Origin of the sequence: Pseudoalteromonas phenolica (assembly GCF_001444405.1) — a bacterium.
Classification (GTDB): Bacteria; Pseudomonadota; Gammaproteobacteria; order Enterobacterales; family Alteromonadaceae; genus Pseudoalteromonas; species Pseudoalteromonas phenolica.
This window is the reverse complement of record NZ_CP013187.1, coordinates 2,354,209-2,380,504: the sequence shown is the minus strand read 5'-3', so window position 1 is coordinate 2,380,504 and position 26,296 is coordinate 2,354,209. Positions and strand designations below refer to the sequence as shown.

The following is a 26,296-nucleotide window of genomic DNA, read 5'->3' as shown; positions in this document are numbered from 1 at the left end:
TGCGACCTTCTTACCATTTTCTTCTTATTTTAAATGGTTTTGGTACTTCCTTAGTTGCATTATGCATAGAAATCCGAGTATTTTTACTCAATAATAATTTTATCTGAGACCAAGTTTCTTTAGCTAGAATACTTCTGCGATTGAAATGAAAGCTAGCTTGATTCAGTCGTTTAATAGCAGCAAGCGCATCTGGAGAGCGAGTTTTGAGTTGCTTAATGATCTCATTACAACGCTTTTCAGGGTTTTCAGAGACTTCAGTGATCAATCCAAGTTCACAAGCTTGCTCAGCATTAATCGGATCTCCTTGGCTACTCAGTAGTAAGGCTTTATCGTATTGTGTTAAGCCAAGTAGCAAAGGTGCGCTGCCCATATCTGGACAAAGTCCCCATCGTGATTCCATAATGGCTAATTTTGTATTGTCTTTGGCTATGCGTATGTCTGCACCTAGCGCAATATGAAGACCCCCGCCGAAGCTATTGCCCTGCATAAGTGAGATAACAGGTACTGGAATAGTGTGCCAGCCAAGTACGACTCTTTGCACAAGGTTAGCGTTTCCAGGCAACCATTTAAAAAGTAACTTAATGATATTCAGCGGTTTAGCCATAACAGATTTCACATCTAGCCCAGAACAAAAATGCTCCCCATCTCCACGAATTACAACAGCTCGAACTTCACGACGTTTTTTTATTTTTTTTATGCACTGATCAAGTTGGATAAACATTTCAACACTTAATGCGTTTTGTTTATCAGGACGGTTCAGGGTGACGTAAGCAATATCATTTAGTATTTCAAGAGAAACCATAGTAAGCCTGTTTTTATTATAGGTTTAGGGTTAACACTCTATATGGCTTTGTTTGCCATGTAAATTCATCAATTCGACTCAAGACCATAGCCAAGTAATTGACGGTTTTGTATGATAGCAACAATATTTTTTAGTGAGACTTTCTATGCCTGCACGTCTTTGTAGTATTGAAGAAGCAACCCATCAAGCTTATGCAATTTTTCAAGAGTTAGCACCACAAAATTTATCTGAGTTAGATATAGCTGAATTTAACCAGCACCATGAAGAGTTTGGCTTTATCGAAGACAGTGAACCTGACAACAGCTGGCAAGAATTTGTATCGCTTGAAAGTGATCTTGAAGATTTTGTACAAGTTTTAGTGGGTATTGAGTACGAAGATGATGATGAAGTGCTAGCTAAAATTCTTATCAGTCGCGACTTGGATGCGCCGTTCTGTCATGTGTTATGGAAGCAAGAAGCCGAAGAAAACATTTAATAGATAAGCATGTTAATAAAAAAAATAAAAATACCGGCACTCATAGCTGGTTTCTGCTTTACTACTTTCAGCAACCCTACTTATGCAGTAGACCCATTTGAAGATTTTCATGAATACGGAGAGCTATCAGATGAAGAAATACACGAACTACATAAGGGAGAGTTTTTATATGGCGATACGGAATTTGGTTTAATCATAAATAAAGGCAATGCTGAAAATACTGCGTTTAAGTTAAAGGGCAATTTATATCAGGATTTCACACATTGGCGAAACCACTTTAAATTCGATGGTCTATACCGTGAAGATACGGATGCTGAAAGTGGAGCTGAAACTGTTTCAGCTGAGCGCTACTTTGTGTCTATGCAAGGCAACTATAAAATTGGTCAAGATAATCAGTCACTATTCTTATACGGTGATTATGAAGATGATGAATTTAATGGTAAGGAATATACTGCGACTTTTGCTTTGGGATATGGCACGCGACTATTTGAAGGAAGAAAAAATACTGTCGATTTTGATATTGGTCCAGGTTTCTCGATTAGCAAAACTGATGACGAAATTGAAATCTTAGAAAATGAAGAGCGCGTTCAACAAGGTCAATTACTTCGATTAGCATTACAATGGGAAAGGAAAGTTTCACCTCGTACGCGTTTTAATCAAGATGTGAGTATCGAGCGCTCATTATCAGGCTTAAATACCCGAGTTTTGAGCGAAACAGCATTGGTGACACAGGTACTTGGTGGCATTGGTTTTAAAGTAGCATATACCTATCGATATAACTCTATGCCAGAAGAAGATAAATTAAAAAAAGACAGCGAAGTCAGTGCTACATTGATTTACAGCTTTAGTGGTGGACTGCAAGATTTTTCGAGTCCAACGCCAGTAACGATTAAAGATTAATAAAGAGAGTTTATGTATAAAAATACGCAATTTGCTTGGGTGATTTGGGCAATCTTATTGTGGATCAGTAGTTTTTTAGCCGTTGCAGCTCAATTAATAGGGTTTAATGCAGGTATTATTGGATTTGCTGTATTACTCGCTTTGGTTGCCATTGCTTTTTACGGTCTGACTGTAGAAGTGAACTCAACCAGGCATTCAGTTAGTTTTTGGTTTGGGCCTGGTGTTGGCAAGAAAACACTAAGTTTTAATGATATAGAGTCTGTGAGAGCGGTTCGTAATTCTTTACGGCATGGTGTCGGAATGCGCATTAGCCATGATGGTTGGGTTTATGCCGCTGCTGGTTTCTCTGCGATCGAAATTCAACTAAAGGATGGCACTAAATATCGAATTGGTACAAATGACCAAGAAACCTTGCTTGCAAGTTTTCCTGAAGCACTCAAGCATGTTCCTGAGGTAATTAATACCCCTGAACAAGCTGACATTGATGAAGACGACGAGGAACATGAGCCAATTAAAAAGCGCAAAGACCCATTTGATTTTAGTTAGACATAGTTAGCTCATTTAGTCTAAATAAAAAAATAGCGCCGAACATAACATTGGCGCTATTTTTTGCTTATAGCTTACAGTTGCATTAGTGGTCGTGACCACAGCCGCCTTCTGCATGAACATGACCATGCTCAAGTTCTTCTGCCGTTGCTTCACGCACATCAACAATTTCAACGTCAAAAGTCAGCGTTAAACCAGATAGCGGGTGATTGCCATCGATCACCACTTCATCACCTTCAATGCCAATGATGATCACAGTGTGCTCACCTTCGTCTGTGGTTGCTCTGAACTGCATGCCAACATCAATATCCATACCTTCAAACATTGATTTCTCAACGACCTGCGTTAAGTTATCGTGACGCTCACCATAGCCTTGCTCTGGCTCAATTGTTACAGAGAAAGTATCACCCGCTTTTTTGTCTGCAATAGCTGCTTCTAGGCCAGGTACTAAGTAACCATGGCCTGAGATAATCTCAAGTGGCTCACCGTCATAAGTGTTATCTATGGTATTTTGCTCATCATCCATAACAGAGAAGTGCATTTTTACAACGGCGTCTTTAGTGATTTTCATAATAGGATCCAATTATTGATCTTCAAGAGAATAAGGGAGAGGTTGGATTGAAACCAACTGCTCTGGAGATAGTTTTAACCTAAGTGTAGCATCTGATTGTGTATCATTTGGTAATACAGCCAACGCTGAGTAGGTGTTTGCGTTGGCATTGAACACTTGGCAAATGATTTTGCCAGCGCGACGCCAGTTGTCTTCAAGCTGAATTTCTAAATCAGTGTCTTCAACAGGTTGCGATGCATCGCCTTGTACTATATACATAGCGCGTTTGTTTTTACCTAAATAGCGCATACGTGCAACGGTTTCTTGACCCGTATAACAGCCTTTTTTAAAGCTAATTCCACCGATTGCTTGAAGATTGATCATTTGTGGCACAAATTCTTCGATGTAGTCACTGTTTAGTGCAGGCTCACCGGCCAAAATGGCTGCTTCTTCAAACTCGGTAGCATCATTTTCATAGATAATATTGTTTGGTAATTCTGCATCATCATTTAGTAAAACGACCAAACGAGATTCATCGAGTTTCAGAGCTACGCCGCCAGCAAACGCACAACTATTTTGTTCTTCCGAGAATGAGATCTCAAACTGTGCACAGGTTGCAGAAAAGTCGCTAGTTAAAAGACCGAAAAGTTTTGGACTTTGGTGAAGTTCGATTTCTACTTTTGCGAAAACACCATATTTTTTTAATTCTCTCGCTGAAGCTTCACATTCAGCAGGGCTGCCTAATAAATAAAACTTTGATTGATGCTTAAATAGCTTAAATGCCCCCCAAAGCTTGCCCTTAGGTGAGCAATGGCCAGCCCATAAAAATTGCTGTTCGTTAATTAAGTTCAAATCTTGTGTCAGTTGGCCATGCAAATAGTTAAGTTGGTCTTGGCCTGAAACTGAAATGAGATGTTGGTTCAAAGGAAAAGCACGTGTGTGCGACATAGTATTTATCCCTATGAAATGATTTATGTTAATGGTAGCGCATTTGAGAATACGCTTAAATGACTTTAACTTAAAAGCTGCAAATTAGCCCAAGATTATATGCGGTACAAAGCGACTCAGATCTTGTGTGATTAAAGAGCTATCCTCTCGAATACTCATAGCCACAGCTTCATCTTTTATCATCCAACTGCCAACTAAAGGGTAGTTGCCATCAAAGTTTGGTAAAGCATGAAAGGCTTGATAAATAAAACCTTCATCACCATAGTCGCCCCCAGAGCTCGCAAGTGTTTTACCTGCTTTGGTGATTTCTATATTTGCCCCTTCACGAGAAAACAGTGGCTTCTTCACGATACCAGCGGCCGTATCGAGTTTGTGTCTATCTTTCGAAAAATAAGCAGGTAACAGGTTTGGGTGGCCTTCGAACATTTGCCAAAGTAAAGGTAAAATCGCCTTATTTGAAATGATTGCTTTCCAAGCTGGCTCTAACCATTGCATCTTTAAATTCGACAAAGCAGGTGCAAACTCATCGGTAAACATAAACTCCCAAGGGTAAAGTTTAAACATCCAACTTATGGGGTTATTGTTCAAGTCGGTTAGTTGATTGGCGACATTGAGGCCAATATCCTCGACAAAACAAAAGCCTGTTTTTAAACCTGCTTCCATTGCACAGCTGCGCATGTATTCGACTGTACCTAAGTCTTCTTCGGTGTCTTTACAGCAAGAGAAATATAAACGTTGAGCACGATGAAATCGATGTAGTTGTCGAAAATGTTTTATCAATGCTTCTTGTAAGGCATTAAACTGGTCGCTTTGCCTTGGCAGTTGCCCAGCATCGACCATATCTTCAAGCCAACGCCATTGAAAATAGCCAGCTTCAAATAATGATGTAGGTGTATCAAAATTTGCCTCGAGTAATTTGGCAGGTCCATTGCCGTTGTAACTAAAATCAAAGCGGCCGTATAAATGCGGATCCCGTCTAAACCAAGAACGACGAATTAAATCCCACTGCTGTTCGGGGATGGCAAATAACTGCATGAGCTCATCATCGTCACAGACTTTAGAAACCAACTCTAAGAGCATTTGATTGAGTTCGACACTCGGGTCTTCTATGTCTTGCTCTATTTGTTTTAGAGTAAATTGGTAATAAACACTTTCATCCCAATAAGTTTCACCATGCATGGTATGAAAGTTAAAGCCGGTTTCTTTGGCGAGCTGCTGCCAATGTGGGCGAGGCGGGGATGATCTTCTGAACATAGTGAGACTAGAGGTTAAGCTTTCGCTTAACCTCCCCAGCTACTTCTTGAAGCACTACGGCCAAAGCCACCACGTTTACGGGTAACTGGCTTTCGTTTTGCCTTGTAGTTCACTTTACTTGATTTGACGAGTGTAGAGCCACTGCTGCTCGCACTTGCCACATAGTCATTGTTAGAATTACGATAGCTGAAGAAATCGTCACGGCTACGGTATAAAGGTTTGGCACCTGAATAGTATTTGCCGCCTAACATGGCACGCTTATGTTTGCGTTTTTTCTTTAGTGCATCGAGTCCTTCATCAACGGCTTCAGCGACTAAGCCAATCATGAAGCCTGCCATTAAAGGCTGCCAAATACCGCCATTTGACTCGCATCTATCGAAACCAAAATCACCTTCACACAATTGCTCGGTGGCGTAACGCGGTGCTTCATTTAAATGTTGTTCAAGTGCTTGTTGATACTCAGCTTGGCATGTTTCTAATTCAATACCAAAAGAGTTACATTCCATCGTATCTTGGAATAATAAAGCAGACTCTTCACTATCACCACAGCCGGCTAATGAGCCTGTGGCGCCCATGAGTAAAGTCAGTTTAATGTGTTTGCTACGTTTCATCAGGCCTCCTAGTAAGTCATACAGGCGGCGTTTAAAACTCCCGTAGCCAATGAGGCTGCACCCAAAAATAAACCAGCACTCAAATGTTGTGCTTCAATTTTTTCAGACAGCTTTGGCATGTATAAGCGAACAGTAAAGAATGTAATTAGCTGCATAACGCCCGCAATCACACCCCAAACAGCAAAATCAACAAGTGACACCGCATTCACCGCTGCACTGGCGATAGGTAAAATAAAACCAATTAATGTACCGCAAAAAGCGACAGCTGCAGCAGGGTTGTTTTCTTTCATTAAACGCCATTCACAGTGCGGCGTTATGTAGGTGTATACAAACAAAAAGCACAAAGTAATTGCATAACCAATTACGAAATAACTAATAAAAGGCAAAAATCCTTGTAAAGATTCCAAAATCATTTTTTATCTCTTCTTATATCTGATAGTTAGTTTTTAATTTGTTTAAGTGTTTTTAAAGGCAAGTTGTTCGATTTCTCGATGCAGTACAGCATCGTCACCCACATTGAGTTCAATCAAGCGTTTCAGGTGCGTCACACTCTCAAGGTCGATTTGATTACAATGAAGCCCCAAATACTCACTTTCGACATGTCTTACTTCAACTTCCATTGATATCAGCACTTCACTGTCTGGTAAATGAAACTTTAGGTTGGCAGCTTCACCTTGAAGGGGGACATAACCTACAGGCAAGGTGATCAATGCGCCTTTTAATGAAAGGTCGAGTACTTGGCAATTGTAATCACCACTGGCAGTCATTAAGGTCGCCGGGTTTGAAAACAAAATACGCGTAAAACGTCTGCGTTCTTCCATCATCATTCTCTCAATATTCTAGATTATCTAAGCATAGATAGTAATACACTTAGGCTCCAGTGTAAAAAAGCCTTGCATAAGCAAGGCTTTTAATTTCATAGATTTGCAAATATTAGCTAATGCGTGGGTTATTTAGCCAATTTTCTTATACTTGATACGCTTAGGTTCAGCAGCTTGTGCACCGTAAGTCTTTTTCAACCAAGCTTCATATTCTGTATAGTTACCGTCAAAGAAGTTCACTTGGCCTTCGTCACGATAATCAAGAATATGAGTAGCAATACGGTCTAAGAACCAACGGTCGTGCGAGATACACATTACACAACCTGGGAATTCTAAAATCGCATTCTCAAGGGCACGAAGCGTTTCAACGTCTAGGTCGTTGGTTGGCTCATCCAGAAGTAAAACGTTACCGCCAGCTTTTAACAGCTTAGCTAGGTGAAGACGGTTGCGCTCACCACCTGATAGCTCTTTTACAAACTTTTGCTGGTCGTTACCTTTGAAGTTAAAGCGGCCAACATAGGCGCGGCTTGGGATTTCAAAGTTGCCAATTTTAAGTACGTCTTGACCGTTAGAGATCTCTTGGAAAACAGTGTTGCTGTCGTCCATGTTGTCACGGAACTGATCAACTGCAGCGAGTTCTACAGTTTCACCAACATCAACAGTACCAGCATCTGCTTGTTCTTGACCTGAGATCATTTTGAATAACGTTGATTTACCTGCACCGTTAGCACCGATAATACCGACGATTGCACCTTTAGGTACACTGAAGCTTAGGTTATCGATAAGTACACGATCGCCATAGCCTTTAGTTAGGCCATTAACTTCAATTACTTTATCACCTAGGCGAGGACCAGGTGGAATGAATAGCTCATTTGTTTCGTTACGTTTTTGGTAATCACTTTGCTGTAGTTCAGAGAACTGCGCCATACGCGCTTTAGATTTAGCTTGGCGACCTTTCGGGTTTGAACGTACCCATTCAAGTTCTTGAGCAATCGACTTTTGACGTGCTTTTTCAGCTTTTTCTTCTTGTTTAAGACGTGCATCTTTTTGTTCAAGCCAAGAAGAGTAGTTACCTTCCCAAGGAATACCATGGCCACGGTCAAGTTCTAAGATCCAACCAGCAACGTTATCTAAGAAGTAACGGTCGTGGGTAATTGCCACAACAGTGCCTTCATAGTCGTGTAAGAAACGCTCTAACCAAGCAACAGACTCTGCATCTAAGTGGTTGGTTGGTTCGTCTAGTAAAAGCATATCTGGCTTTTCTAGAAGTAAACGGCAGATAGCAACACGGCGACGCTCACCACCCGATAAGTGCTCAATTTTTGCATCCCACTCAGGAAGACGAAGTGCATCAGCAGCACGCTCTAGTGCGTTATCTAGGTTGTGACCATCGTGCGCTTGAATAATTGCTTCTAATTGACCTTGCTCTTTTGCAAGTGCGTCAAAATCAGCGCCATCCATTGCATATTCAGCATAAACTTCATCAAGACGCGCAAGGGCGTTTTTAACTTCGCTTACAGCTTCTTCAACAGTTTCACGAACTGTTTTGTTTTCGTCTAATTGAGGTTCCTGAGGAAGATAGCCGATTTTAGTACCAGCAAGTGCATTCGCCTCACCTTCAAACTCTTTATCAACACCCGCCATGATACGTAAAAGAGTCGATTTACCTGCGCCGTTTAGACCAAGTACACCAATTTTCGCACCTGGGAAGAAAGATAATGAAATATCTTTTAAAATCGTACGTTTAGGTGGCACCACTTTGCTAACGCGGTGCATTGAATAAATAAACTTATCTGGCAATGCCATAGATGAAACCTTTCATGTTCAAAATTAACTTGCATATTGTAGAGTTTACCTAGCGATTTCGTCAATCAAACAGCAGGTTATCTCTTTTTTAAACTCATGAAATTAACTCAAAACCAACAATGCCACACCAGAAAAAGCAATTATCCCACCCAGTATCATATTTCTTGTCATGGGTTCTTTGCGCAGGGCGCCAATGGTCATCACCATCAGTGGGGCGGTTGCGAAGATAGTTTGTGCAATAGCCGGATCGGTATGTTTGACTGAAATAAGTTGCAACCAAAGGCCAATAAAGGTGCCAAAAAACACCGCGACAAAAAGCCATTGCTTTTGACTTATGCCATTCAAGGTAATGGCTTGTTTGAGATTTTGTTCTTTTAGACATGCGAAAACGCAAGCGACAGCCAGTGTGCCTGAAAATAAACGAATAAAGGCGGCCCACAAACTGCCGATTTGTTCAGCATTCATCGCGCCCTTTGACATCACCATACCTGCCGCTTGGCAAGTGGCTGCAAGCAACGCAAAACCAACGCCTTTGATGTAAATGCTGTGCTCAACTTGAGGTAATGGGTTTTTAGGTTTAATTGCCAGCAAAACGCCTAAAGTTGTGATAACAATACCTAGCCATGCAAGACCACTGAGCCATACGCCGAGCAATACAATATTTAGTACACCCGCAATGGCAGGCGCGAGTGATTCAATGACCAGAGTTCGTGCAGGACCAATATTTCTGAGGGCTGCAAAGTAGGCGCTATCGCCAATGGCAATACCCAAAATACCGCTGACAATCAGCCATGCCCAAGAGCTGGTTAATTGTGGTAAAGGGCTGGCAGGCATGATCAGTAAAATTAATAACATCAGTGCACACGCAATTATGCCCTTACTGACGTTTAATTGCAGGGGTGATAAATGATGGCTAAAGCGTTTGTATAAAATTGTAGATGACGCCCAGACTATGGCTGCGCTAATTGCGGCAAGTTCACCGATCCCCATTTGCTTCTCTTTTTCTAATGATGTTCAACGCGTGAATTATCTGAGTAAATTTTTCAGTTGCAAACAAATAAGTTGAGATTTTAGACATCTAAACATCTAGAGGTTGAATTTTTCGACTTTACGTTCATAATGACACCCATAAATTAAGTTGGGGAGAATTGTATGCCGATCACCGTAAAAGATGAGCTACCTGCCATTGCTACACTCAGACATGAAAATGTCTTCGTGATGCCTAAATCACGGGCAAGAACGCAGGAGATCCGTCCGATGCGCTTGGCAATTCTTAATCTCATGCCCAACAAAGTTGAAACCGAGGTACAGTTTATTCGTTTACTTGCGAATACACCGCTTCAGGTTAACGTCGATTTATTACGTTTAGATACGCACCGTAGTTCAGAAAATTCTGAGCAACACTTAGATATGTTCTATCGCTATTTTTCTGATGTAAAAGATGAAAACTACGATGCCATGATCATCACAGGTGCTCCGCTGGCTCATCTGGAATATGACGATGTCATTTACTGGCAAGAACTCAAAGAGCTATTTGATTGGGCTGAAAACCATGTGACTTCAACGTTATTTTCTTGTTGGGCAGCTCATGCTGGCTTGTACCATCATTATGGTTTAAAGCGTGAACTTCGTGAGGATAAATTATGCGGCGTATTTAAGCACCGTTGTTTGTTTGAGCATGGTGCACTAACTCGTGGTTTTGACGACGAGTTTTTAGTACCGCATTCTCGCTACGGCCACATTGACCTTGCTAAAATACAAAATACGCCAGAACTTGCCGTGTTAGCAGGCTCAGAAAGAGTGGGTGCGTATTTAATTAAAAACCAGTCTGGCAGTCAGGTGTTTTTAACCGGTCACCCTGAATACGATGCTGATACTTTACAAAAAGAATATTTACGCGACCTATCCAAAAGTCCCGATGCGCCGAAGCCAGAAGGGTATTTCCCGAATAACGATGCTGAGCAAAAGCCGAGTAAAACATGGCAAAGTCATGCCTTTTTGTTATTCTCAAATTGGCTTAATTATTACGTTTACCAAACAACTCCATACGATATTAACCTAGTTAGCCAAGATGTAAGGACTAACAACTATGCCGAATAAAAGTGCAGCCTTAAAAGAGGCTTTAAAACAACGTATTCTTATTTTAGATGGCGCCATGGGTACCATGATCCAAGAATATAAATTTGAAGAAGAAGATTATCGCGGCGAGCGCTTTAAAGATTGGCATGTGTTAGTGAAGGGCAATAATGATTTACTAAGCCTAACTCAACCTGATGTCATTGCAGATATTCATCGTAAATATCTAGCGGCAGGTGCTGACATTATTGAAACAAACACCTTTAATGCGACCACCATCTCGATGGAAGACTACGAAATGGGCAGTTTGAGCCGTGAAATCAACCTTGAGTCGGCTAAATTAGCTCGTAAAATTTGCGATGAGTTCACTAAAAAAGAGCCGCACAAACCACGCTATGTAGCGGGTGTACTAGGTCCAACATCTAAAACGTGTTCAATCTCACCAGATGTAAACGACCCAGGTTATCGTAATATTACCTTTGATGCGCTGGTTGAGGCCTATATTGAGTCTACGCTTGCTTTGATTGAAGGCGGTGCAGATTTAATTTTGATTGAGACGATTTTCGACACTTTAAATGCCAAAGCTGCGTCATTTGCCGTAGAAGAAGCGTTTGAACAAGCGGGTATTACGTTGCCAGTAATGATCTCAGGTACTATTACCGATGCTTCTGGTCGAACATTGTCAGGTCAAACAACCGAGGCATTTTATAATTCAATTCGCCACATTAAACCTATTTCAATTGGTTTGAACTGCGCACTAGGTCCAGACTTATTACGTCCTTATGTTGAAGAGCTGTCGCGTGTGTGTGAAACCTTTACTTCAGTCCACCCAAACGCAGGTTTACCGAATGAATTTGGTGAATACGACCTAGAAGCTGATGAAATGTCAGTAGAAATCATCGACTGGGGCAAAGAAGGCTTCATCAATATCGTCGGTGGCTGTTGTGGTACAACACCTGAACATATTAAGGCATTTGCTAATGGCCTTGCGCAAATTAAACCAAGATCTCTGCCTGAGCTAGATGTGCGTATGCGCTTAGCGGGCCTTGAAGCGTGTAACTTGAATTAGGAAGTATCAGATGACGCAACAAAATACCGCAATTTTTACCAACGTTGGTGAGCGTACCAATGTTACCGGTTCTGCAAAGTTCAAACGTCTAATTTTAGAAGAAGATTACGAAACAGCCCTTGATGTTGCGCGTGAACAAGTAGAAAACGGCGCGCAAGTTATCGACATCAACATGGATGAAGCCATGTTAGACTCGAAAGCGGCGATGACTAAATTCTTAAACCTGATTGCTTCTGAGCCAGACATTTCGCGAGTGCCTATCATGGTTGACTCGTCTAAATGGGAAGTCATTGAAGCAGGCTTAAAGTGTATTCAGGGTAAGGCGATAGTTAACTCTATTTCACTTAAAGAAGGTGAAGAGCCGTTTATTCGTCAGGCTAAAATTATCAAACGTTTTGGTGCTGCGGCTGTCGTCATGGCATTTGATGAAACAGGGCAAGCCGAAACAGCAGATCGTAAATTTGAGATTTGTGAGCGCTCTTACCGTATTTTGGTCGACCAACTAGGCTTTCCACCCGAAGACATTATCTTTGACCCGAATATTTTTGCCGTGGCAACGGGTATTGAAGAACACGATAACTACGCGGTTGACTTTATTGAGGGCACACGTCGCATTAAGCAAAACTTGCCGCACTGTAAAGTGTCGGGTGGTGTATCGAACGTATCGTTCTCGTTCCGTGGTAATAACCCAGTGCGTGAAGCCATTCACTCAGTGTTCTTATACCATGCTATTCAAGCAGGCATGGATATGGGCATTGTAAACGCCGGTCAGCTTGCGGTTTATGATGATATTCCTCTTGAACTGAGAAAAGCCGTAGAAGATGTTGTATTAAATACTGACCCTGGCGCAGGTGAGCGACTGGTTGAGTTGGCACCTAAATATTCAGGTTTGGCGCAAGCTGAAAAAGTGGAAGACCTAGAGTGGCGAACTTGGTCAGTAGAAAAGCGTTTAGAACACGCACTTGTTAAAGGTATTACCGAGTATATTGAAGAAGATACCGAAGAGTGTCGCGCTTCAATGGATAAACCAATTCAAGTGATTGAAGGTCCATTGATGGACGGCATGAATGTTGTTGGTGATTTATTCGGTGCTGGTAAAATGTTCTTACCTCAGGTTGTAAAATCCGCCCGTGTAATGAAACGTGCCGTTGCTTACCTTGATCCGTATATCGAAGCGGAGAAAGAAGAGGGCGCCACCAATGGTAAAATCATCATGGCAACGGTTAAAGGCGACGTACACGACATTGGTAAAAACATTGTGGGTGTTGTACTTCAGTGTAACAACTATGAAGTGGTTGATTTAGGCGTGATGGTACCTGCTGAGAAAATTTTGCAAACTGCCATTGATGAAAAAGCCGATGCCATTGGTCTATCGGGCCTTATTACGCCATCGCTCGATGAAATGGTGCATGTGGCGAAAGAAATGACCCGTCGTGGCTTTGATATTCCATTATTAATTGGTGGTGCAACGACTTCTAAAGCTCACACTGCGGTTAAAATTGAGCCTCAATACGACAAAGGCGTAGTGTATGTGAACAATGCCAGTCGTGCAGTAGGTGTGGTATCTAGCCTATTAAGCAAAACACAAAAGCCGGAATTTTTAGCAAAAACCACCGCCGAATACGAAAAGGTGCGTGAACAACAAGCGCGTAAAAAGCCACGCAGTAAACCGGTTACTATCCAACGTGCCCGTGATAATGCCGCAAATCTTGATTGGGATAACTACTCACCTCCAGTGCCGAAAAAGCTGGGTGTTACAGAGTTTAGAGATGTGAGCATTAAAACATTACGTGAATACATCGACTGGACACCTTACTTCATGACTTGGTCATTGGCTGGTAAATTCCCTCGTATTTTGGACGATGAAATTGTCGGTGAAGAGGCGAAAAAACTTTATCACGATGCCAATGCCATGCTTGATGAGTTTGAAAAAACGCAAGCGCTTAAACCACTTGGTGTGATTGGTTTATTCCCAGCGAACCGTGTAGGTGATGACATTGAAATCTACACAGATGAAACTCGCTCTGAAGTATTAGAGTTAAGTTGTCACTTACGTCAGCAAACGGAGAAAACCGACTTTCCAAATTACTGTTTAGCTGACTATGTCGCGCCGAAAGGCACGCCTGACTACTTTGGTGCATTTGCTGTAACTGGTGGCCTAGAAGAAGACGACTTAGCTGAAGCGTTCGATGCACAGCAAGATGACTACAACAAGATCATGGTTAAGGCAGTTGCTGACCGTTTAGCCGAAGCGTTTGCTGAATATCTTCATGAGCAAGTTCGTAAAGAGTACTGGGGTTATGCTGCTGATGAAAACCTCAGTAATGAAGAGCTTATTCGTGAAAATTACCAAGGTATTCGCCCTGCTCCGGGTTATCCTGCATGTCCCGAACATACTGAGAAGAAAAAAATCTGGTCGTTACTGCAAACTGAAGATCGTATCGGTATGCAACTTACAAGCTCATATGCAATGTGGCCAGGTGCTGCTGTATCGGGCTGGTATTTCTCTCACCCTGATTCTAAATATTATGCGGTGGCCCAAATCCAAAAGGATCAGGTTGAAGACTACGCGCAGCGAACCAATATGAGCCTTGAAGAGGCAGAGCGCTGGTTGTCACCAAATCTTGGATACGAGCCTGAATAGGACTTCAACCTAAAATCAAATCACTCAGAAAAGCACTTATTAATACAAGTGCTTTTTTATGCATCACTTTTCCTATAGAGCTTTTACTTTGGGCTGGGATTACTTTTGTATGAAAACTTCATATAATTAATTAGAGATGAAATTAATTATTCATAAAGCTTTTATCTATTTCTTTATTTTTTCAGATTAAATTTGGCAAATTTGATTGGTACTTTTACTTATAGATAAAAGCTTTTCTTAGTGAAATAAAAGGTGTTCCATGCTCGGACAACAAGCAAAATTTAACAAGGCGGTGTTTTACCCAGCCTCTTTGGTGATCCTCTTATTGATGATTATCACTGTTTCAGCCCCAAATATGGCAAAGTCATTATTTGCTGATATTCAAAATGCGATCACAGCCAATGGTAGTTGGTTTTATGTGCTTACCGTCGCCATCATTTTAGGCTTTGTATTATACCTAAGCTTATCTCGATTTGGCTCTGTAAAACTGGGGCCTGATCATGCAACCCCTGATTACTCATTAGGTACTTGGATCTCCATGCTCTTTGCAGCAGGTATGGGAATTGGCTTGATGTTCTTTGGCGTAGCAGAGCCGATTATGCACTATTTGTCACCGCCTACTGCAGAGCAGGGCTCATTAGAAGCAATCAAAGAAGCGATGAAAATTACTTTTTTCCATTGGGGGTTTCATGCTTGGGCGATTTACGCCATTGTTGCTTTGGTATTGGCTTATTTCAGCTATCGTCATAAGTTACCTCTAACATTACGATCTGCGCTTCATCCGATTATTGGCGATAAAATCTATGGCTGGCAAGGGCATTTAGTCGATATTTTTGCGGTTGTCAGTACGGTGTTTGGTGTGGCCACTTCCTTAGGGCTAGGTGCAAGTCAGGTGAATGCAGGGCTTAATTATTTATTCGAATTTGATGTTAGCCAAACCAATCAAGTCATTATCATGGTAGTCATCACTGCATTGGCGTCAGTATCGGTGGCAACGGGGTTAGATAAAGGGATCAAAATACTCTCTGAAGCCAATATGCTCTTGGCGATAGCTTTACTCGCATTTATCTTCATACTAGGTCCTAGCGTATTCCTATTACAAGCTTATGTGCAAAACGTTGGCGCTTACCTTTCTGAAATTGTCTCGAATACATTCAATTTATTTGCTTACGAGAAGAAAAGTTGGATCGGCGGTTGGACTATTTTCTATTGGGGCTGGTGGTTAGCCTGGGCACCATTTGTTGGTTTATTCATCGCGCGTATATCAAAAGGTAGAACCATTCGAGAGTTTGTATTAGGTGTCATGGTGGTGCCTACAGCATTTACGCTGCTTTGGATGACTGTTTTTGGTAATAGTGCGATTTATATGGTGGTAGAACAGGGCGCTCAACAGGTCGCAAATATGGTGAGTGAAAACTCTTCGGTTGCTTTATTTGTATTCTTAGAGCAATTCCCTTGGTCAACAATATTGACTGTATTATCAGTCGCAATGATCGTCATATTCTTTGTCACATCGTGTGACTCAGGCGCTATGGTGATCGACATGTTGTGTTCAAATGGTGAAAACAATACACCAGTATGGCAGCGACTATTCTGGGCGATTAGTGTTGGCGTCGTTGCTGCAGTGCTTAGCTTGGTTGGTGGGTTAGAAGCCTTGCAAACGATGACGATTGCCAGCGCATTACCTTTCTCACTCGTACTCTTGTTTTCATGCTTTGGTTTAGTAAAGGCCCTCGAAGTTGAAAGTGCGAAACGTGAAAGTTTACAGCACCATGCGGTGTTAAATATAAGTGGTGAGGAAAGCAATGATTGGAAAGAAAAACTGAATAACATAGTTTCAACACCAGATAAAAAAGACATTAATCAGTTTTTAAACAAAGAAGTGAAGCGAGCGTTTAAAGCAATAAAAGCCCAGTTTGAACTGAATGATATTGAAGCTGAAATCAAAGTCTCAGAAAAATGTATCTCTCTTGTGGTGAACCATGGAGAAGAGCATGATTTTATTTATGGCGTATATAAGAAAGAACACGTTCAGCCAAGCTTTAGTCATGATCAAGAAGAAGGGAGTGAAAGCTATTACCGAGCGGAAGTTCACTTACTTGAAGGCGGTCAGGATTATGACATCATGGGCTGGTCTGAAGCTGCAGTGATAAATGATGTGATCAATCAATATCAAAAACATATGCACTTTTTGCATATACTGCGTGATGAAGGACCTGTTCTATAGAACTCTGAGAGTTTATGAGGTGCTTAGTCGATATTGACATTGCATTTAGTGTTCTGAGAGTATTTAAAATTTATAAGAAATCGTCAGATAATTAACGTGTTATAGAAGTAATTACTACTTCTATAACTGTTTTTCGAGAATCATAGAAAGGTGAGTGAATGGTAAGTCAGGTATTTCCTTTATCAACATATTTCCCAACAGTTAGCAGGATTGCTTATGGGTGTATGGGATTAGGTGGTGGATGGGATAAAGACCCAATAACGACAAAAGATATCTCTCACGCGCATTCGGTAATTGACGCAGCTATGTCTTACGGCATAAATTTTTTTGACCATGCAGACATTTACCGTCTAGGCAAAGCAGAACAAGTTTTTGGTGAAGTACTAAAGCAAAAACCAGAACTTAGAGACAGTATGATCATACAAAGCAAATGTGGGATCAGATTTAAAGAAGCAAACTTACCTGGAAGGTATGACTTTTCTGAAAAGTGGATTAAACATTCTGTTGAAGGCAGTTTAAGGCGATTGAATACGGAGTATCTAGATATATTAATGCTCCATAGACCTGATCCACTGATGCAAATACATGAATTGGCAGAAACATTAATGACTTTACAAGCTGATGGAAAAGTAAAACATTTTGCGGTGTCAAATATGAATCAGTTTCAAGTTGAATTTCTGCAAAAAAACCTTGATACGCCAATTATTGCTAATCAAATTGAGATGAGTTTAGGCAAATTGGATTGGCTGAACGACGGTGTATTAGTGGGTAGCGATGGAAACAATTCAGTCGATTTTGTGAGTGGTACTTTGGAATATTGTCAAACCAAACATATCCAACTTCAGGCTTGGGGTTGTTTAGCACAAGGTAAATATTCTGAACAAGGTTTGAATTCGGAATGCGAGCACATTAGAAGAACATCCAAGCTTGTTCTCGAACTAGCTCAAAAGCATCATGCTACAGCAGAAGCTGTGGTACTTGCATTTTTAATGAAGCATCCGAGCAATATTCAACCCATAATTGGTACAACTAATTTAGAGAGAATAAAGGGGGCTACAATGGCTCTTGATTTTGAACTAACGCGAGATGAATGGTATAGCCTTTTTGTCAGTGCTCGAGGCGAGGCTTTACCTTAAGAAGTCATACTTATAAAAACCGCCAAATGGCGGTTTTTTTGTATTAAAAATTTTACACTTGCCGTGACCTTTACGTTAACGTCAGCTCTTTATGCCGCTTCAATGACTATTTTTAACTTAAGCAAATATTTAGAGGATTTAATTTGAATATATTTTCTAATTAAGTTATTTCAATTAGATTGAAATTGTCTATTAGTAGATTTGTAGAGAATGAATGCCTCAATTTATAGAGAATTTGAAAATATAGTGATAGAGTCATCGCAGTTTCAGCGCTACACCCGACTAATGGGTAAAAATTCGGAGAACAATAAAGTGGCTGTATTTAACCAAGTTGAATTTGATAACCATGAACAAGTGGTTTTTTGCTCAGATAAAGAGTCTGGCTTAAAAGCTATCATTGCCGTTCATAGCACAAAATTAGGTCCTGCAGTTGGCGGCTGTCGTATGTGGGATTACGCAAAAGATGAAGATGCTGTTTACGATGTATTGCGTTTATCGAAAGGCATGACTTACAAAAATGCGGTTGCTCGATTACCATTTGGTGGCGGCAAGTCTGTAATTATTGGTGATGCGAAGAAAATCAAATCAGAAGCTTTATTTCGAGCATTTGGAAAGCAACTTGAACGTTTAGGCGGCACCTATTATTCAGCAGAAGACGTTAACATCACCACAGGTGATGTAATGACCATGCATAAAGAAACGAACTATGTAATGGGCCTTGAAGGAAAGAGTGGTAACCCTTCACCGTTTACAGCTTTAGGTACTTTCTTGGGCATCAAAGCTGCATTCAAGCATAAACACGGGCATGAAGACTTAAATGGCGTTAAGGTATCAGTTCAAGGTTTAGGTGCGGTAGCTTATACGCTTTGCAAGCACTTACATGAAGCTGGCGCTCAATTATTCGTAACAGATATCAATCAAGAGTCTGTGGAAAGAGTAGTAAACGATTTTGGCGCTACAGCTGTGAATATCGACGAGATTTACGACCTAGACGTTGATGTATACGCGCCGTGTGCACTTGGTGCAACGGTTAATGACGAAACAATCCCTCGTTTGAAAGCACAAATCATCGCAGGTTGTGCAAATAACCAACTAGCTGAGTCACGCCATGGTGAAATTTTGCGTGAAAAAGGCGTTTTATATGCACCTGACTACGTAATTAATGCTGGTGGTATTATCAATGTTTATTACGAAACTAAACCAGCTGGTTATAATGAAGCTGATGCGACTAAGCACGTAGAAGGCATATACGACACACTAGCTGAAATCTTCAAGCGTTCAGAAGAAGAGCAAAAGTCGACACATATTATTGCTGATGAATTAGCACAAGAAATTATCGCAAACGGTTTATAATTCCTTTGCTTTAAATAATGTAATTGGTCTAATAGAGGGATGTAATCTAACATCCCTTTTTTTATGAAAAAAATTGACCTTGACACTTGGCCAAGAGCTGAACACTTCAAATTCTTCTTACCTTTCTCACAACCCTATTTTAATGTAGTTATCGACCTTGACGCGAAATTACTGTTCAAATATGCAAAATCACAGCAACTAAGTTTTACTGCCTGCTATTTATACTGTTTACAAGAGGCTGTTGAGCGTTACGCTCCGATGCGGTATCGAATAGTGGATGATGAACCAGTAGAAGTATCAGGGGTCTCATTGAGTACAGTATTTTTACGAGCAGATGAAAGTTTTAGGTTTGTACCATTAGAAATACAAAATTCATTATTAGAATATTGCGATCATTACACTCATCAAAAACAGAACTTCTTAGGTAAGCCATTGTTAAATAGTTACTTTGTTGAAAATGCTGACAAAATAACGCAAATGTATATTTCAATCTTACCATGGTTCAAATTCTCAGGATTTAAACATGCAGAACACACGCCGATTGCTTCAGGGATTCCGAAAGTTGTATTTGGGCAGTACCAAAAAGAGCAAGGAACATTACCAATTTCGATTGAAGTGCATCATGCATTAATGGATGGGCTACATATATCGCAGTTCATCGATGTTTTTAATCAAGTCGTCGCAGAAATCTGTAAAGAAAAATGAGTGATTAGTACACACTTACTGTGTATTTTTTAAAAAAAGCACAAAAAAAGAAAAAAGAGAGAAGGTCTATTTAAATCAGTGTTTTATGTCGTTTTTTCTGTGTTTTAAAACTTCAGTTACAGAATGTTTTTACACTGTAACAAAATGTAAAAACAATGTGTGTTAACCCCGTTTTTTGGCTTCAAAATGCTCTGTTGGATGATTTGTAATGTTAATATTTTGTTTTATATAAAAAATATTGAGCTTAATTTAGAAAATAAGTTTTGCTTGTGAAGTTGACACATGGCCTTGCATTTAGCATTATTGGAAAGTTGATATCTGTAGAAAGATATCAGGGTAGCTCTACTATAAAGAGCAAAAAATTATAAAAGTAACATTACTTAATTGGTTGGGAACTATGTCTGTTAAAATCAGAAAGAGTCTTGTAGCTACAGCACTTCTAGGTGCAACAGCTTTCGCAAGCAGCAACGTGATTGCAGATCCTTTGAATGACATACAAAAAGTAGGTCAGCAAACTCAAACGGCTGCAAAAAAATCACAAGAAAAAATTGATAACATTTATGGTCAAACTCAAGAGATGATCGGCGAGTACCGCAGTGTTGTTGATGAAACAGAATTATTAAAAGTTTATAACGACCACGTAGCACGTTTGGTAGCTGACCAAAATGCTAGCATTGAGTCACTTAATCGTCAGATTGGTACGATTGAGAAAACAAAACAGGACGTTGTGCCTCTGATGTATCGCATGATCGATACGCTTGAGCAATTCATCAAAGCGGACGTTCCGTTTGACACTGAAACTCGTTTAGGTCGTGTTGAAAAATTACGTGATCTTCTTTCTAACTCTAAAGTAACGACTTCAGAGAAGTTCCGTCAGGTTCTTGAAGCTTACACAATTGAGACAGATTACAGCTCAACGATGGTTGCTTCTCAAGGCTCACTAGAAATCAACGGTAAAAACATCAACGTTGACTTCGCACGTATTGGCCGTGTTGCATTTGTTGCTCAATCATTCGATCTTAAGCACGCTTGGGTTTGGAACAACAGCGCAAAACAGTGGGATGAGCTAGGCGAAGAGTACATCAAGCCAGTTAAAACTTTCATCCGTATCGCACGTGGTCAGGCAGCACCTGAACTACTAGCACTTCCAATCTTTGGCGCGGAGTAATAAATAATGAAGAAATTATTTAAAGGTTTTGCAGTAGCGGCTGCTCTATCTGTTTCAGCTGGTGCAGCTCTAAACGCGCACGCGAACACTGAAACTCTAGACAAAATCCTTCAAGAAGTTAAACAAAACCGTATTTCTGAAGGTAAAATCAACAAGCAACGTGAGCAAGAGTTTCTTTCTGCTCGTGCTGATAAGCAAGCACTTCTAAACAAAGCTAAGCGTGACTTAGCAAATGAGAAGGCTCGTGGTGAGCGTTTAAACAACCAGTTTAAACAAAACGAAATCACACTTGCTGAAAAAGAAGTTGAGCTTCAAAACGCAACTGGTACTTTGGGTGAGATGTTCGGTGTTGTTCGTCGTTCAGCTTCAGAAGCGATTGGTTCAATCGAAGCATCACTAGTAAGTGCTCAAAAGCCTGGTCGTGCTGAAGTTCTACGTTCACTAGCTGCTGCTAAAGAACTACCGACTACTCGCGAACTAGAAGAGCTTTGGATTGCTTTCCAAACTGAAATGACAGAATCTGCAAAAGTATCTACTTTTGAAGCACAAGTTGCTGAGCTAAGTGGTGAAATCAATACTAAGCAGGTTACGCGTGTTGGTAACTTCAACCTAATCACAAAAGACGGCTACGTAGTATACGATGCAGCTAACAAAGCTATTGTTCCACTAGGTAAACAGCCTGACGGTCACATCTTCAACACTGTTGCTGACCTTCTAAATACACAAGCTGGTTCATACACTAAGTTCTATGTTGACCCTGCGCGTGGCGGTATCCTTCGTCTAAACACTCAACGTGCAACTGTTGAAGAACGTTGGCACCAGGGTGACACAGTTGGTTACATCATCACTGCATTACTTGCAATTGGTGCGTTACTAGCGTTAGTTCGTTTCCTAGACCTACTTATGGTTAGTGCTAAAATCAAAGCACAGGTTAAGAACATTAACACGCCTAACGAAAACAACCCACTTGGTCGTATTCTTAAAGTTTACCATGACAACAAAAACCAAGACGTTGAAAACCTTGAGCTTAAGTTAGACGAAGCAATTCTACGTGAAACGCCTCGCATTGAAGCTGGTATCAACATCATCAAGATCTTAGCTGCTATCGCACCGCTACTAGGTCTACTTGGTACAGTTGTTGGTATGATCTTAACATTCGAATCAATCACACTATTCGGTACTGGTGATCCGAAGATCATGGCAGGTAACATCTCTCTAGCGCTTGTAACAACAGCTCTAGGTCTGATTGCTGCACTACCACTAATCCTATTACACGCAATCGTTTCAGGTCGTAGTAAAGCAGTTCTACACATCCTAGACGAGCAGAGTGCAGGTATTGTTGCTGCACATGCGGAGAAGGAGAAAGCCTAATGCTAGTCCTGATGGAGATTTGGGAATCTATCAGGGATTTTGTTGGCACAGGCGGCCAGGTATTATACGTGGTCGCGATAGCACTCTTTCTAATGTGGGTATTAATGATTGAGCGCTATTGGTTCCTACTCGCCGAGTATCCGAAAATGAAAGCGGATATCGTAGCGAAGTGGGACGCCCGCCAAGACACTACGTCTTGGTACGCACACAGAATCCGCGATGCATGGATTTCTGAAGCGTCTGAAAAATTAGAAGCGCGCATGTTGATTATCAAAACATTGGTAGCCATGTGTCCATTAATCGGCCTACTAGGTACTGTAACAGGTATGATCAGCGTTTTCGAAACGATGGCTACTCAAGGTACTGGTAACGCTCGTCTAATGGCATCGGGTATTTCAATGGCAACGATACCAACAATGGCAGGAATGGTTGCGGCACTATCTGGTGTATTCTTCAGCACTCGCCTAGAAGCTAGAGCGAAAATGGCTAAAGAAAAGCTAGTAGATAGTTTGCCTCATCACTAAAGAGAGATATTAATATGGCACGTAAACAACGTTTTCGTGAGGAAGAAGAAGCAGCAGTAGACATGACACCGATGCTAGACATCGTATTCATCATGCTTATCTTCTTCATCGTAACAACTTCTTTCGTGAAAGAAGCTGGTATTGAAGTACAAAAGCCAAAGGCTGCACAAGCTCAAACTAAGAAAAATGCAAACGTATTCATCGCGATCCGTGAAAACGGTGAAATCTGGATGGATAAGCGCGCAGTTGATGTTGAGCGTGTTAGTGCAAACCTTGAGAGCATCCTAGCTGAGCAACCAACAGAAACTATCATTATTCAAGCTGATAAAGGCGCGAAACATGGTGTGGTTGTTAAAGTTATGGACCAAATCAAGGCGACTGACGATCAACTAAAAATCTCAATCGCTGGAGCTAAGTAATGATTCGTTTTCTGTTTTCACTTGTAACAGGTGGGGCAGTTACTTTCGGCTTATTTTATTTTATGGCATTTCTGATCTCTGGCGGAGCAGATAGAGCTGAAAATAAAAAAGAAGAAATTGTAGTCGAAATTTTGACGAATCCACCTGAATCTGAGGTTCAAGAGCGCAGACGTGTTCCGCCTCCACCTCCGCCGCCGCCGCAGCAGCCGCCTAAACCGCAGCCGCCGCAGCCTGACAATGCTAACCCAAATCCGGGTGCTATTGGCTTTAACATGCCTAGCATCGACATTGGTGGCACTGCAGGTGGCCTAAGTGGGCCTGGTGAATTTGGTCGTGATGGTGATGCAACACCTATCGTTCGTATTGAGCCGAAATACCCGACTCAAGCGGCACGTGATGGTAAAGAAGGTTGGGTACAACTTTCATTCACTATTAACGAGCTTGGTGGTGTTGAAGATGTAAAAGTTATTGATGCTGAACCGAAGCGTATTTTCAACCGTGAAGCGATGAGAGCTTTACGTAAGTGGAAATACCGCCCGAAAATCATCGATGGCAAGCCACAAAAACAACCTGGTCTTACTGTACAGTTAGACTTTAAACTTAACCAAGATTAATAAGGAGCGAAGAAATGAAGCAATTACATAAAGCAACAGCTCTTGCGCTACTTATGACGCTTACAGGTGTTTGCAGCAACGCTGTTGCTGCACCTGACCCAGCTAAAATCGAAGCGCGTAAAAAAGCTAAGACAAAGATCATGGGCGAGCGTACTGGTAAGAAAGTTGTTAAAGCATTTGAACTTTACAACAACGACCAACTTGATGAAGCAATTGCTTTAATGGAAGAGTTAGACCCGTCTAATGATTTCGACAAAGCAACTGTAGATAGGTACTTAGGTAACTTCTATGCTCAAAAAGAAGATTATACTAAGGCCCTTGATTTCGTTAAGCGTGCTGTAGAAAAAGATGTTCTAAACTTCAAAGATCAGGCTGATACCCTAAAATTTGTTGCAGACCTTTACTTTGGCCAGCAAAAGTATGTTGAGGGTGTTAAAGCCTACAACGACTGGATGGACTTTACTGGCGAAGAAGATGACAAGGTATATGCGAAAATTGCTCAGGCTTACTTTGAGTTAAAGCAATTTAGCAAAGTTATCGAACCAGCAGACAAAGCAATTAAATTGGCAAAAGAGCCAAATAAAAATTACTTTATGCTGAAGGTCGGTTCATACTTTGAACTTAAGCAGTTTAATAAAGTTGTAGAAGTTGGTGAGACTCTAGTTAAGTTGTTCCCTGATGACAAACAAAACTGGACTCGTCTAGGTTCTTTCTACATGTCTACCGAGCAGTTCACTAAAGGTCAGACAATTATGGAAGTAGCTTACAGAAAAGGCTATTTCGAGAAAGAGAACCACTACAAAATTTTAAGCAGCTATTACTCGCTAAACGATATTCCTTATAAAGCAGCCATTGTTATGGAAAAAGCTTTGAAGGAAGATAAAGTTAAGCGTACTAAGCAAAACGTTACAGCTGTTGCGAGTTACTTCCACCAAGCGAAGCATCTTGTAACTGCAGCTAAATACTATGAAGAAGCAGCTAAGTTTGATGACGACGCAGATCTTTTTAGAAAGGCAGGTAACTTATTACTTACTGAGCAAAAGTACAGTGCTGCAGTTGAGCGTTTAAATAAAGCGCTTGAGTTAGGTACTGACAAGAAGGGTTCGACTTACTCTGACTTAGCTGAAGCTTACTTATACCAAGAGAAGTATAAGCAAGCTTACAGAGCGATAGTCAAAGCACAAGACGATCCTCGTACTCGTAAGTTTGCTAGAGGTTGGGCAACGTTCATTAAGGACAAAGCTCAACGTAAAGGCATAAGCTTATAAATAAAAAGCCCCGAAAGGGGCTTTTTTTATAGTTGGAAATGAAAGTGAGTAAAAAACCTTTTTTAATTTCATCCCTCATTTTGCTCCTGCTATCCGCATGCACAGAGCAGAAAGGACAAAACTCTTTTACAGAAGTACGAACGCAGCTAAAAGAGATTAATGCTGTTTTATTGGCTAATGCGCAGCAAGATGCATCAAAGCTATTACCATTCAGTGAAGCTTATTTAAAGCAAAGACATACAGCATTAAATGAAGCCGATGTTAAGCTATTTACTGAATTTCAAATTCAAGAATTAAATTATCTGATAATTCAAGAACGCTACCCAGAACGATATTTGCCTTGGCCAGCATCCATCAATGTTGCTAATAATCTCAATGAAGAACAAAAACAGGCGTGGCAAGAATTAGTGCTTACTCGATTAGATGATGCTAAGCGAAGTAAGATTCTTTATAACAGGTATGAATTAGAAAAATTGAAAACTTATTCTGCCCAGAAGTCATTAAGTGATTTAACTGAATATCTTAAAACATACAAGCCAAGAAGTCGTTTAGGCCTTTACCAACTACCAAATGGTAAAGAGTGGTATCAAAGTAAGGTTAATCATTATATCGGCAGTGTAGAAAACCCTCAGGTCATTTTGGCCAAAATTCAAGATTTAACGAGTGATTTCGATTATCAAGATAATGGGTTTAAATCACTTGATTTAGTTGAAATTGCTAAGAAGTATTGTTCGATTGTGGATGGAATGAATTGGCAGCACGAATTTGTTAATCTTCATGCGACTTTTGACCAGTGTGAAAAACAGGACTTACTATCATATAAGTATTTAATGCTAGTATTAGCGGAGATTGATTTGGGAATTCATTATCAGGCTTGGTCAGAGCAACAGGCTATGGTTGTATTAAATCAAAAGATTTCATTGGAACCAGAACAAGCAAAGGAATTATTAGAATATATCGTCATGAAACCCGCAGCAGTTTTATCTTTAGCTAGGGTTTATTTTTAAAG

The 26,296-nt window shown here is 40.7% G+C and carries 26 protein-coding genes; 17 read left to right on the top strand and 9 right to left on the bottom strand.

Annotated elements, in window-relative coordinates; genetic code table 11:
* Positions 1–10: 10 nt before the first annotated feature.
* The gene (locus PP2015_RS10430; RefSeq protein ID WP_058030221.1) at positions 11–802 is read right to left on the bottom strand and encodes a crotonase/enoyl-CoA hydratase family protein; all 792 of its coding nucleotides are present in this window, start codon (positions 800–802) and stop codon (positions 11–13) included.
* A gap of 145 nt (positions 803–947) precedes the next feature.
* Here PP2015_RS10430 and PP2015_RS10425 point away from each other — a divergent pair, with 145 nt between their 5' ends.
* Genes PP2015_RS10425 through PP2015_RS10415 form a run of 3 tightly spaced genes read left to right on the top strand, consistent with a single transcriptional unit; the run spans position 948 to position 2,723 of the window.
* On the top strand, positions 948–1,277 hold the full coding sequence (locus PP2015_RS10425) for a DUF440 family protein (RefSeq protein ID WP_058030220.1): 330 nt from the start codon (positions 948–950) through the stop codon (positions 1,275–1,277).
* Between the two features lie 9 nt (positions 1,278–1,286).
* Complete coding sequence (locus PP2015_RS10420) at positions 1,287–2,177, top strand: DUF481 domain-containing protein (RefSeq protein ID WP_058030219.1); 891 nt, start codon at positions 1,287–1,289, stop codon at positions 2,175–2,177.
* 12 nt (positions 2,178–2,189) lie between these two features.
* Positions 2,190–2,723, top strand: a complete 534-nt coding sequence (locus PP2015_RS10415; protein ID WP_058030218.1) for a hypothetical protein — start codon at positions 2,190–2,192, stop codon at positions 2,721–2,723.
* 85 nt (positions 2,724–2,808) lie between these two features.
* Here the strand turns inward: PP2015_RS10415 and PP2015_RS10410 are convergent, their stop codons facing one another.
* From PP2015_RS10410 to PP2015_RS10375, 8 genes are all read right to left on the bottom strand, one after another.
* Positions 2,809–3,294 carry an FKBP-type peptidyl-prolyl cis-trans isomerase gene (locus PP2015_RS10410; RefSeq protein WP_058030217.1) on the bottom strand — a complete coding sequence of 162 codons (486 nt, stop codon included), beginning with the start codon at positions 3,292–3,294 and terminating at the stop codon, positions 2,809–2,811.
* 12 nt (positions 3,295–3,306) lie between these two features.
* Positions 3,307–4,221, bottom strand: coding sequence for a CAF17-like 4Fe-4S cluster assembly/insertion protein YgfZ (ygfZ, locus tag PP2015_RS10405; RefSeq protein ID WP_058030216.1), 915 nt, complete (start codon positions 4,219–4,221; stop codon positions 3,307–3,309).
* Positions 4,222–4,305: 84 nt separating this feature from the next.
* Positions 4,306–5,475, bottom strand: coding sequence for a glutathionylspermidine synthase family protein (locus tag PP2015_RS10400; RefSeq protein ID WP_058030215.1), 1,170 nt, complete (start codon positions 5,473–5,475; stop codon positions 4,306–4,308).
* Positions 5,476–5,501: 26 nt separating this feature from the next.
* Positions 5,502–6,086, bottom strand: a complete 585-nt coding sequence (locus PP2015_RS10395; protein WP_058030214.1) for a DUF1190 domain-containing protein — start codon at positions 6,084–6,086, stop codon at positions 5,502–5,504.
* Positions 6,087–6,094: 8 nt separating this feature from the next.
* Complete coding sequence (locus PP2015_RS10390) at positions 6,095–6,499, bottom strand: DUF350 domain-containing protein (RefSeq protein WP_058030212.1); 405 nt, start codon at positions 6,497–6,499, stop codon at positions 6,095–6,097.
* A 42-nt stretch (positions 6,500–6,541) separates the two neighbouring features.
* A complete protein-coding gene (locus tag PP2015_RS10385; protein ID WP_227009241.1) occupies positions 6,542–6,913 on the bottom strand; it encodes a PilZ domain-containing protein in 372 nt (123 codons plus the stop codon).
* Positions 6,914–7,039: 126 nt separating this feature from the next.
* The gene (gene ettA / locus PP2015_RS10380) at positions 7,040–8,713 is read right to left on the bottom strand and encodes an energy-dependent translational throttle protein EttA (RefSeq protein WP_058030209.1); all 1,674 of its coding nucleotides are present in this window, start codon (positions 8,711–8,713) and stop codon (positions 7,040–7,042) included.
* 102 nt (positions 8,714–8,815) lie between these two features.
* Positions 8,816–9,703, bottom strand: coding sequence for a DMT family transporter (locus tag PP2015_RS10375; RefSeq protein WP_058030207.1), 888 nt, complete (start codon positions 9,701–9,703; stop codon positions 8,816–8,818).
* Positions 9,704–9,865: 162 nt separating this feature from the next.
* Between PP2015_RS10375 and PP2015_RS10370 the strand changes: the two genes are divergently transcribed.
* The 14 genes from PP2015_RS10370 (at position 9,866) to PP2015_RS10305 (ending at position 26,294) form a co-directional block, all read left to right on the top strand.
* A complete protein-coding gene (locus tag PP2015_RS10370; RefSeq protein WP_058030205.1) occupies positions 9,866–10,813 on the top strand; it encodes a homoserine O-succinyltransferase in 948 nt (315 codons plus the stop codon).
* On the top strand, positions 10,803–11,858 hold the full coding sequence (locus tag PP2015_RS10365) for a homocysteine S-methyltransferase family protein (protein WP_058030204.1): 1,056 nt from the start codon (positions 10,803–10,805) through the stop codon (positions 11,856–11,858). Before PP2015_RS10370 ends, PP2015_RS10365 begins: the two co-directional genes overlap by 11 nt.
* Positions 11,859–11,868: 10 nt before the next feature.
* Positions 11,869–14,502 carry a methionine synthase gene (metH, locus tag PP2015_RS10360; protein ID WP_058030202.1) on the top strand — a complete coding sequence of 878 codons (2,634 nt, stop codon included), beginning with the start codon at positions 11,869–11,871 and terminating at the stop codon, positions 14,500–14,502.
* A gap of 259 nt (positions 14,503–14,761) precedes the next feature.
* The gene (locus tag PP2015_RS10355) at positions 14,762–16,729 is read left to right on the top strand and encodes a BCCT family transporter (RefSeq protein ID WP_058030200.1); all 1,968 of its coding nucleotides are present in this window, start codon (positions 14,762–14,764) and stop codon (positions 16,727–16,729) included.
* Between the two features lie 158 nt (positions 16,730–16,887).
* Positions 16,888–17,865, top strand: coding sequence for an aldo/keto reductase (locus PP2015_RS10350; protein ID WP_058030199.1), 978 nt, complete (start codon positions 16,888–16,890; stop codon positions 17,863–17,865).
* A 312-nt stretch (positions 17,866–18,177) separates the two neighbouring features.
* Positions 18,178–19,218: a Leu/Phe/Val dehydrogenase gene (locus PP2015_RS10345; RefSeq protein WP_058031605.1), complete on the top strand. Its 1,041-nt coding sequence runs from the start codon at positions 18,178–18,180 to the stop codon at positions 19,216–19,218.
* Positions 19,219–19,281: 63 nt separating this feature from the next.
* On the top strand, positions 19,282–19,923 hold the full coding sequence (locus PP2015_RS10340) for a CatA-like O-acetyltransferase (protein ID WP_058030197.1): 642 nt from the start codon (positions 19,282–19,284) through the stop codon (positions 19,921–19,923).
* 397 nt (positions 19,924–20,320) lie between these two features.
* Complete coding sequence (locus PP2015_RS10335; protein WP_058030195.1) at positions 20,321–21,091, top strand: DUF3450 domain-containing protein; 771 nt, start codon at positions 20,321–20,323, stop codon at positions 21,089–21,091.
* 6 nt (positions 21,092–21,097) lie between these two features.
* Positions 21,098–22,462, top strand: a complete 1,365-nt coding sequence (locus tag PP2015_RS10330; protein ID WP_058030194.1) for a MotA/TolQ/ExbB proton channel family protein — start codon at positions 21,098–21,100, stop codon at positions 22,460–22,462.
* The gene (locus PP2015_RS10325; RefSeq protein ID WP_058030193.1) at positions 22,462–22,986 is read left to right on the top strand and encodes a MotA/TolQ/ExbB proton channel family protein; all 525 of its coding nucleotides are present in this window, start codon (positions 22,462–22,464) and stop codon (positions 22,984–22,986) included. The genes PP2015_RS10330 and PP2015_RS10325 overlap by 1 nt, the downstream gene beginning before the upstream one ends.
* 14 nt (positions 22,987–23,000) lie before the next feature.
* Entirely contained in the window at positions 23,001–23,405 is a 405-nt protein-coding gene (locus tag PP2015_RS10320) for an ExbD/TolR family protein (RefSeq protein ID WP_058030192.1), read from the top strand.
* A complete protein-coding gene (locus PP2015_RS10315; RefSeq protein WP_058030191.1) occupies positions 23,405–24,019 on the top strand; it encodes an energy transducer TonB in 615 nt (204 codons plus the stop codon). Before PP2015_RS10320 ends, PP2015_RS10315 begins: the two co-directional genes overlap by 1 nt.
* Before the next feature lie 14 nt (positions 24,020–24,033).
* Complete coding sequence (locus PP2015_RS10310; protein WP_058030190.1) at positions 24,034–25,287, top strand: tetratricopeptide repeat protein; 1,254 nt, start codon at positions 24,034–24,036, stop codon at positions 25,285–25,287.
* 44 nt (positions 25,288–25,331) lie between these two features.
* Positions 25,332–26,294 (top strand): hypothetical protein, encoded by a 963-nt coding sequence (locus PP2015_RS10305; protein WP_157599082.1) that lies wholly within the window; start codon positions 25,332–25,334, stop codon positions 26,292–26,294.
* Positions 26,295–26,296 lie beyond the last annotated feature (2 nt).

Coding starts and splice junctions, on each gene's coding strand:
- PP2015_RS10430 (WP_058030221.1), bottom strand. CDS start 802: ATGGTTTCTCTTGAAATACTAAATGATATTGCTTACGTCACCCTGAAC.
- PP2015_RS10425 (WP_058030220.1), top strand. CDS start 948: ATGCCTGCACGTCTTTGTAGTATTGAAGAAGCAACCCATCAAGCTTAT.
- PP2015_RS10420 (WP_058030219.1), top strand. CDS start 1,287: ATGTTAATAAAAAAAATAAAAATACCGGCACTCATAGCTGGTTTCTGC.
- PP2015_RS10415 (WP_058030218.1), top strand. CDS start 2,190: ATGTATAAAAATACGCAATTTGCTTGGGTGATTTGGGCAATCTTATTG.
- PP2015_RS10410 (WP_058030217.1), bottom strand. CDS start 3,294: ATGAAAATCACTAAAGACGCCGTTGTAAAAATGCACTTCTCTGTTATG.
- ygfZ (WP_058030216.1), bottom strand. CDS start 4,221: ATGTCGCACACACGTGCTTTTCCTTTGAACCAACATCTCATTTCAGTT.
- PP2015_RS10400 (WP_058030215.1), bottom strand. CDS start 5,475: ATGTTCAGAAGATCATCCCCGCCTCGCCCACATTGGCAGCAGCTCGCC.
- PP2015_RS10395 (WP_058030214.1), bottom strand. CDS start 6,086: ATGAAACGTAGCAAACACATTAAACTGACTTTACTCATGGGCGCCACA.
- PP2015_RS10390 (WP_058030212.1), bottom strand. CDS start 6,499: ATGATTTTGGAATCTTTACAAGGATTTTTGCCTTTTATTAGTTATTTC.
- PP2015_RS10385 (WP_227009241.1), bottom strand. CDS start 6,913: ATGATGATGGAAGAACGCAGACGTTTTACGCGTATTTTGTTTTCAAAC.
- ettA (WP_058030209.1), bottom strand. CDS start 8,713: ATGGCATTGCCAGATAAGTTTATTTATTCAATGCACCGCGTTAGCAAA.
- PP2015_RS10375 (WP_058030207.1), bottom strand. CDS start 9,703: ATGGGGATCGGTGAACTTGCCGCAATTAGCGCAGCCATAGTCTGGGCG.
- PP2015_RS10370 (WP_058030205.1), top strand. CDS start 9,866: ATGCCGATCACCGTAAAAGATGAGCTACCTGCCATTGCTACACTCAGA.
- PP2015_RS10365 (WP_058030204.1), top strand. CDS start 10,803: ATGCCGAATAAAAGTGCAGCCTTAAAAGAGGCTTTAAAACAACGTATT.
- metH (WP_058030202.1), top strand. CDS start 11,869: ATGACGCAACAAAATACCGCAATTTTTACCAACGTTGGTGAGCGTACC.
- PP2015_RS10355 (WP_058030200.1), top strand. CDS start 14,762: ATGCTCGGACAACAAGCAAAATTTAACAAGGCGGTGTTTTACCCAGCC.
- PP2015_RS10350 (WP_058030199.1), top strand. CDS start 16,888: ATGGTAAGTCAGGTATTTCCTTTATCAACATATTTCCCAACAGTTAGC.
- PP2015_RS10340 (WP_058030197.1), top strand. CDS start 19,282: ATGAAAAAAATTGACCTTGACACTTGGCCAAGAGCTGAACACTTCAAA.
- PP2015_RS10335 (WP_058030195.1), top strand. CDS start 20,321: ATGTCTGTTAAAATCAGAAAGAGTCTTGTAGCTACAGCACTTCTAGGT.
- PP2015_RS10330 (WP_058030194.1), top strand. CDS start 21,098: ATGAAGAAATTATTTAAAGGTTTTGCAGTAGCGGCTGCTCTATCTGTT.
- PP2015_RS10325 (WP_058030193.1), top strand. CDS start 22,462: ATGCTAGTCCTGATGGAGATTTGGGAATCTATCAGGGATTTTGTTGGC.
- PP2015_RS10320 (WP_058030192.1), top strand. CDS start 23,001: ATGGCACGTAAACAACGTTTTCGTGAGGAAGAAGAAGCAGCAGTAGAC.
- PP2015_RS10315 (WP_058030191.1), top strand. CDS start 23,405: ATGATTCGTTTTCTGTTTTCACTTGTAACAGGTGGGGCAGTTACTTTC.
- PP2015_RS10310 (WP_058030190.1), top strand. CDS start 24,034: ATGAAGCAATTACATAAAGCAACAGCTCTTGCGCTACTTATGACGCTT.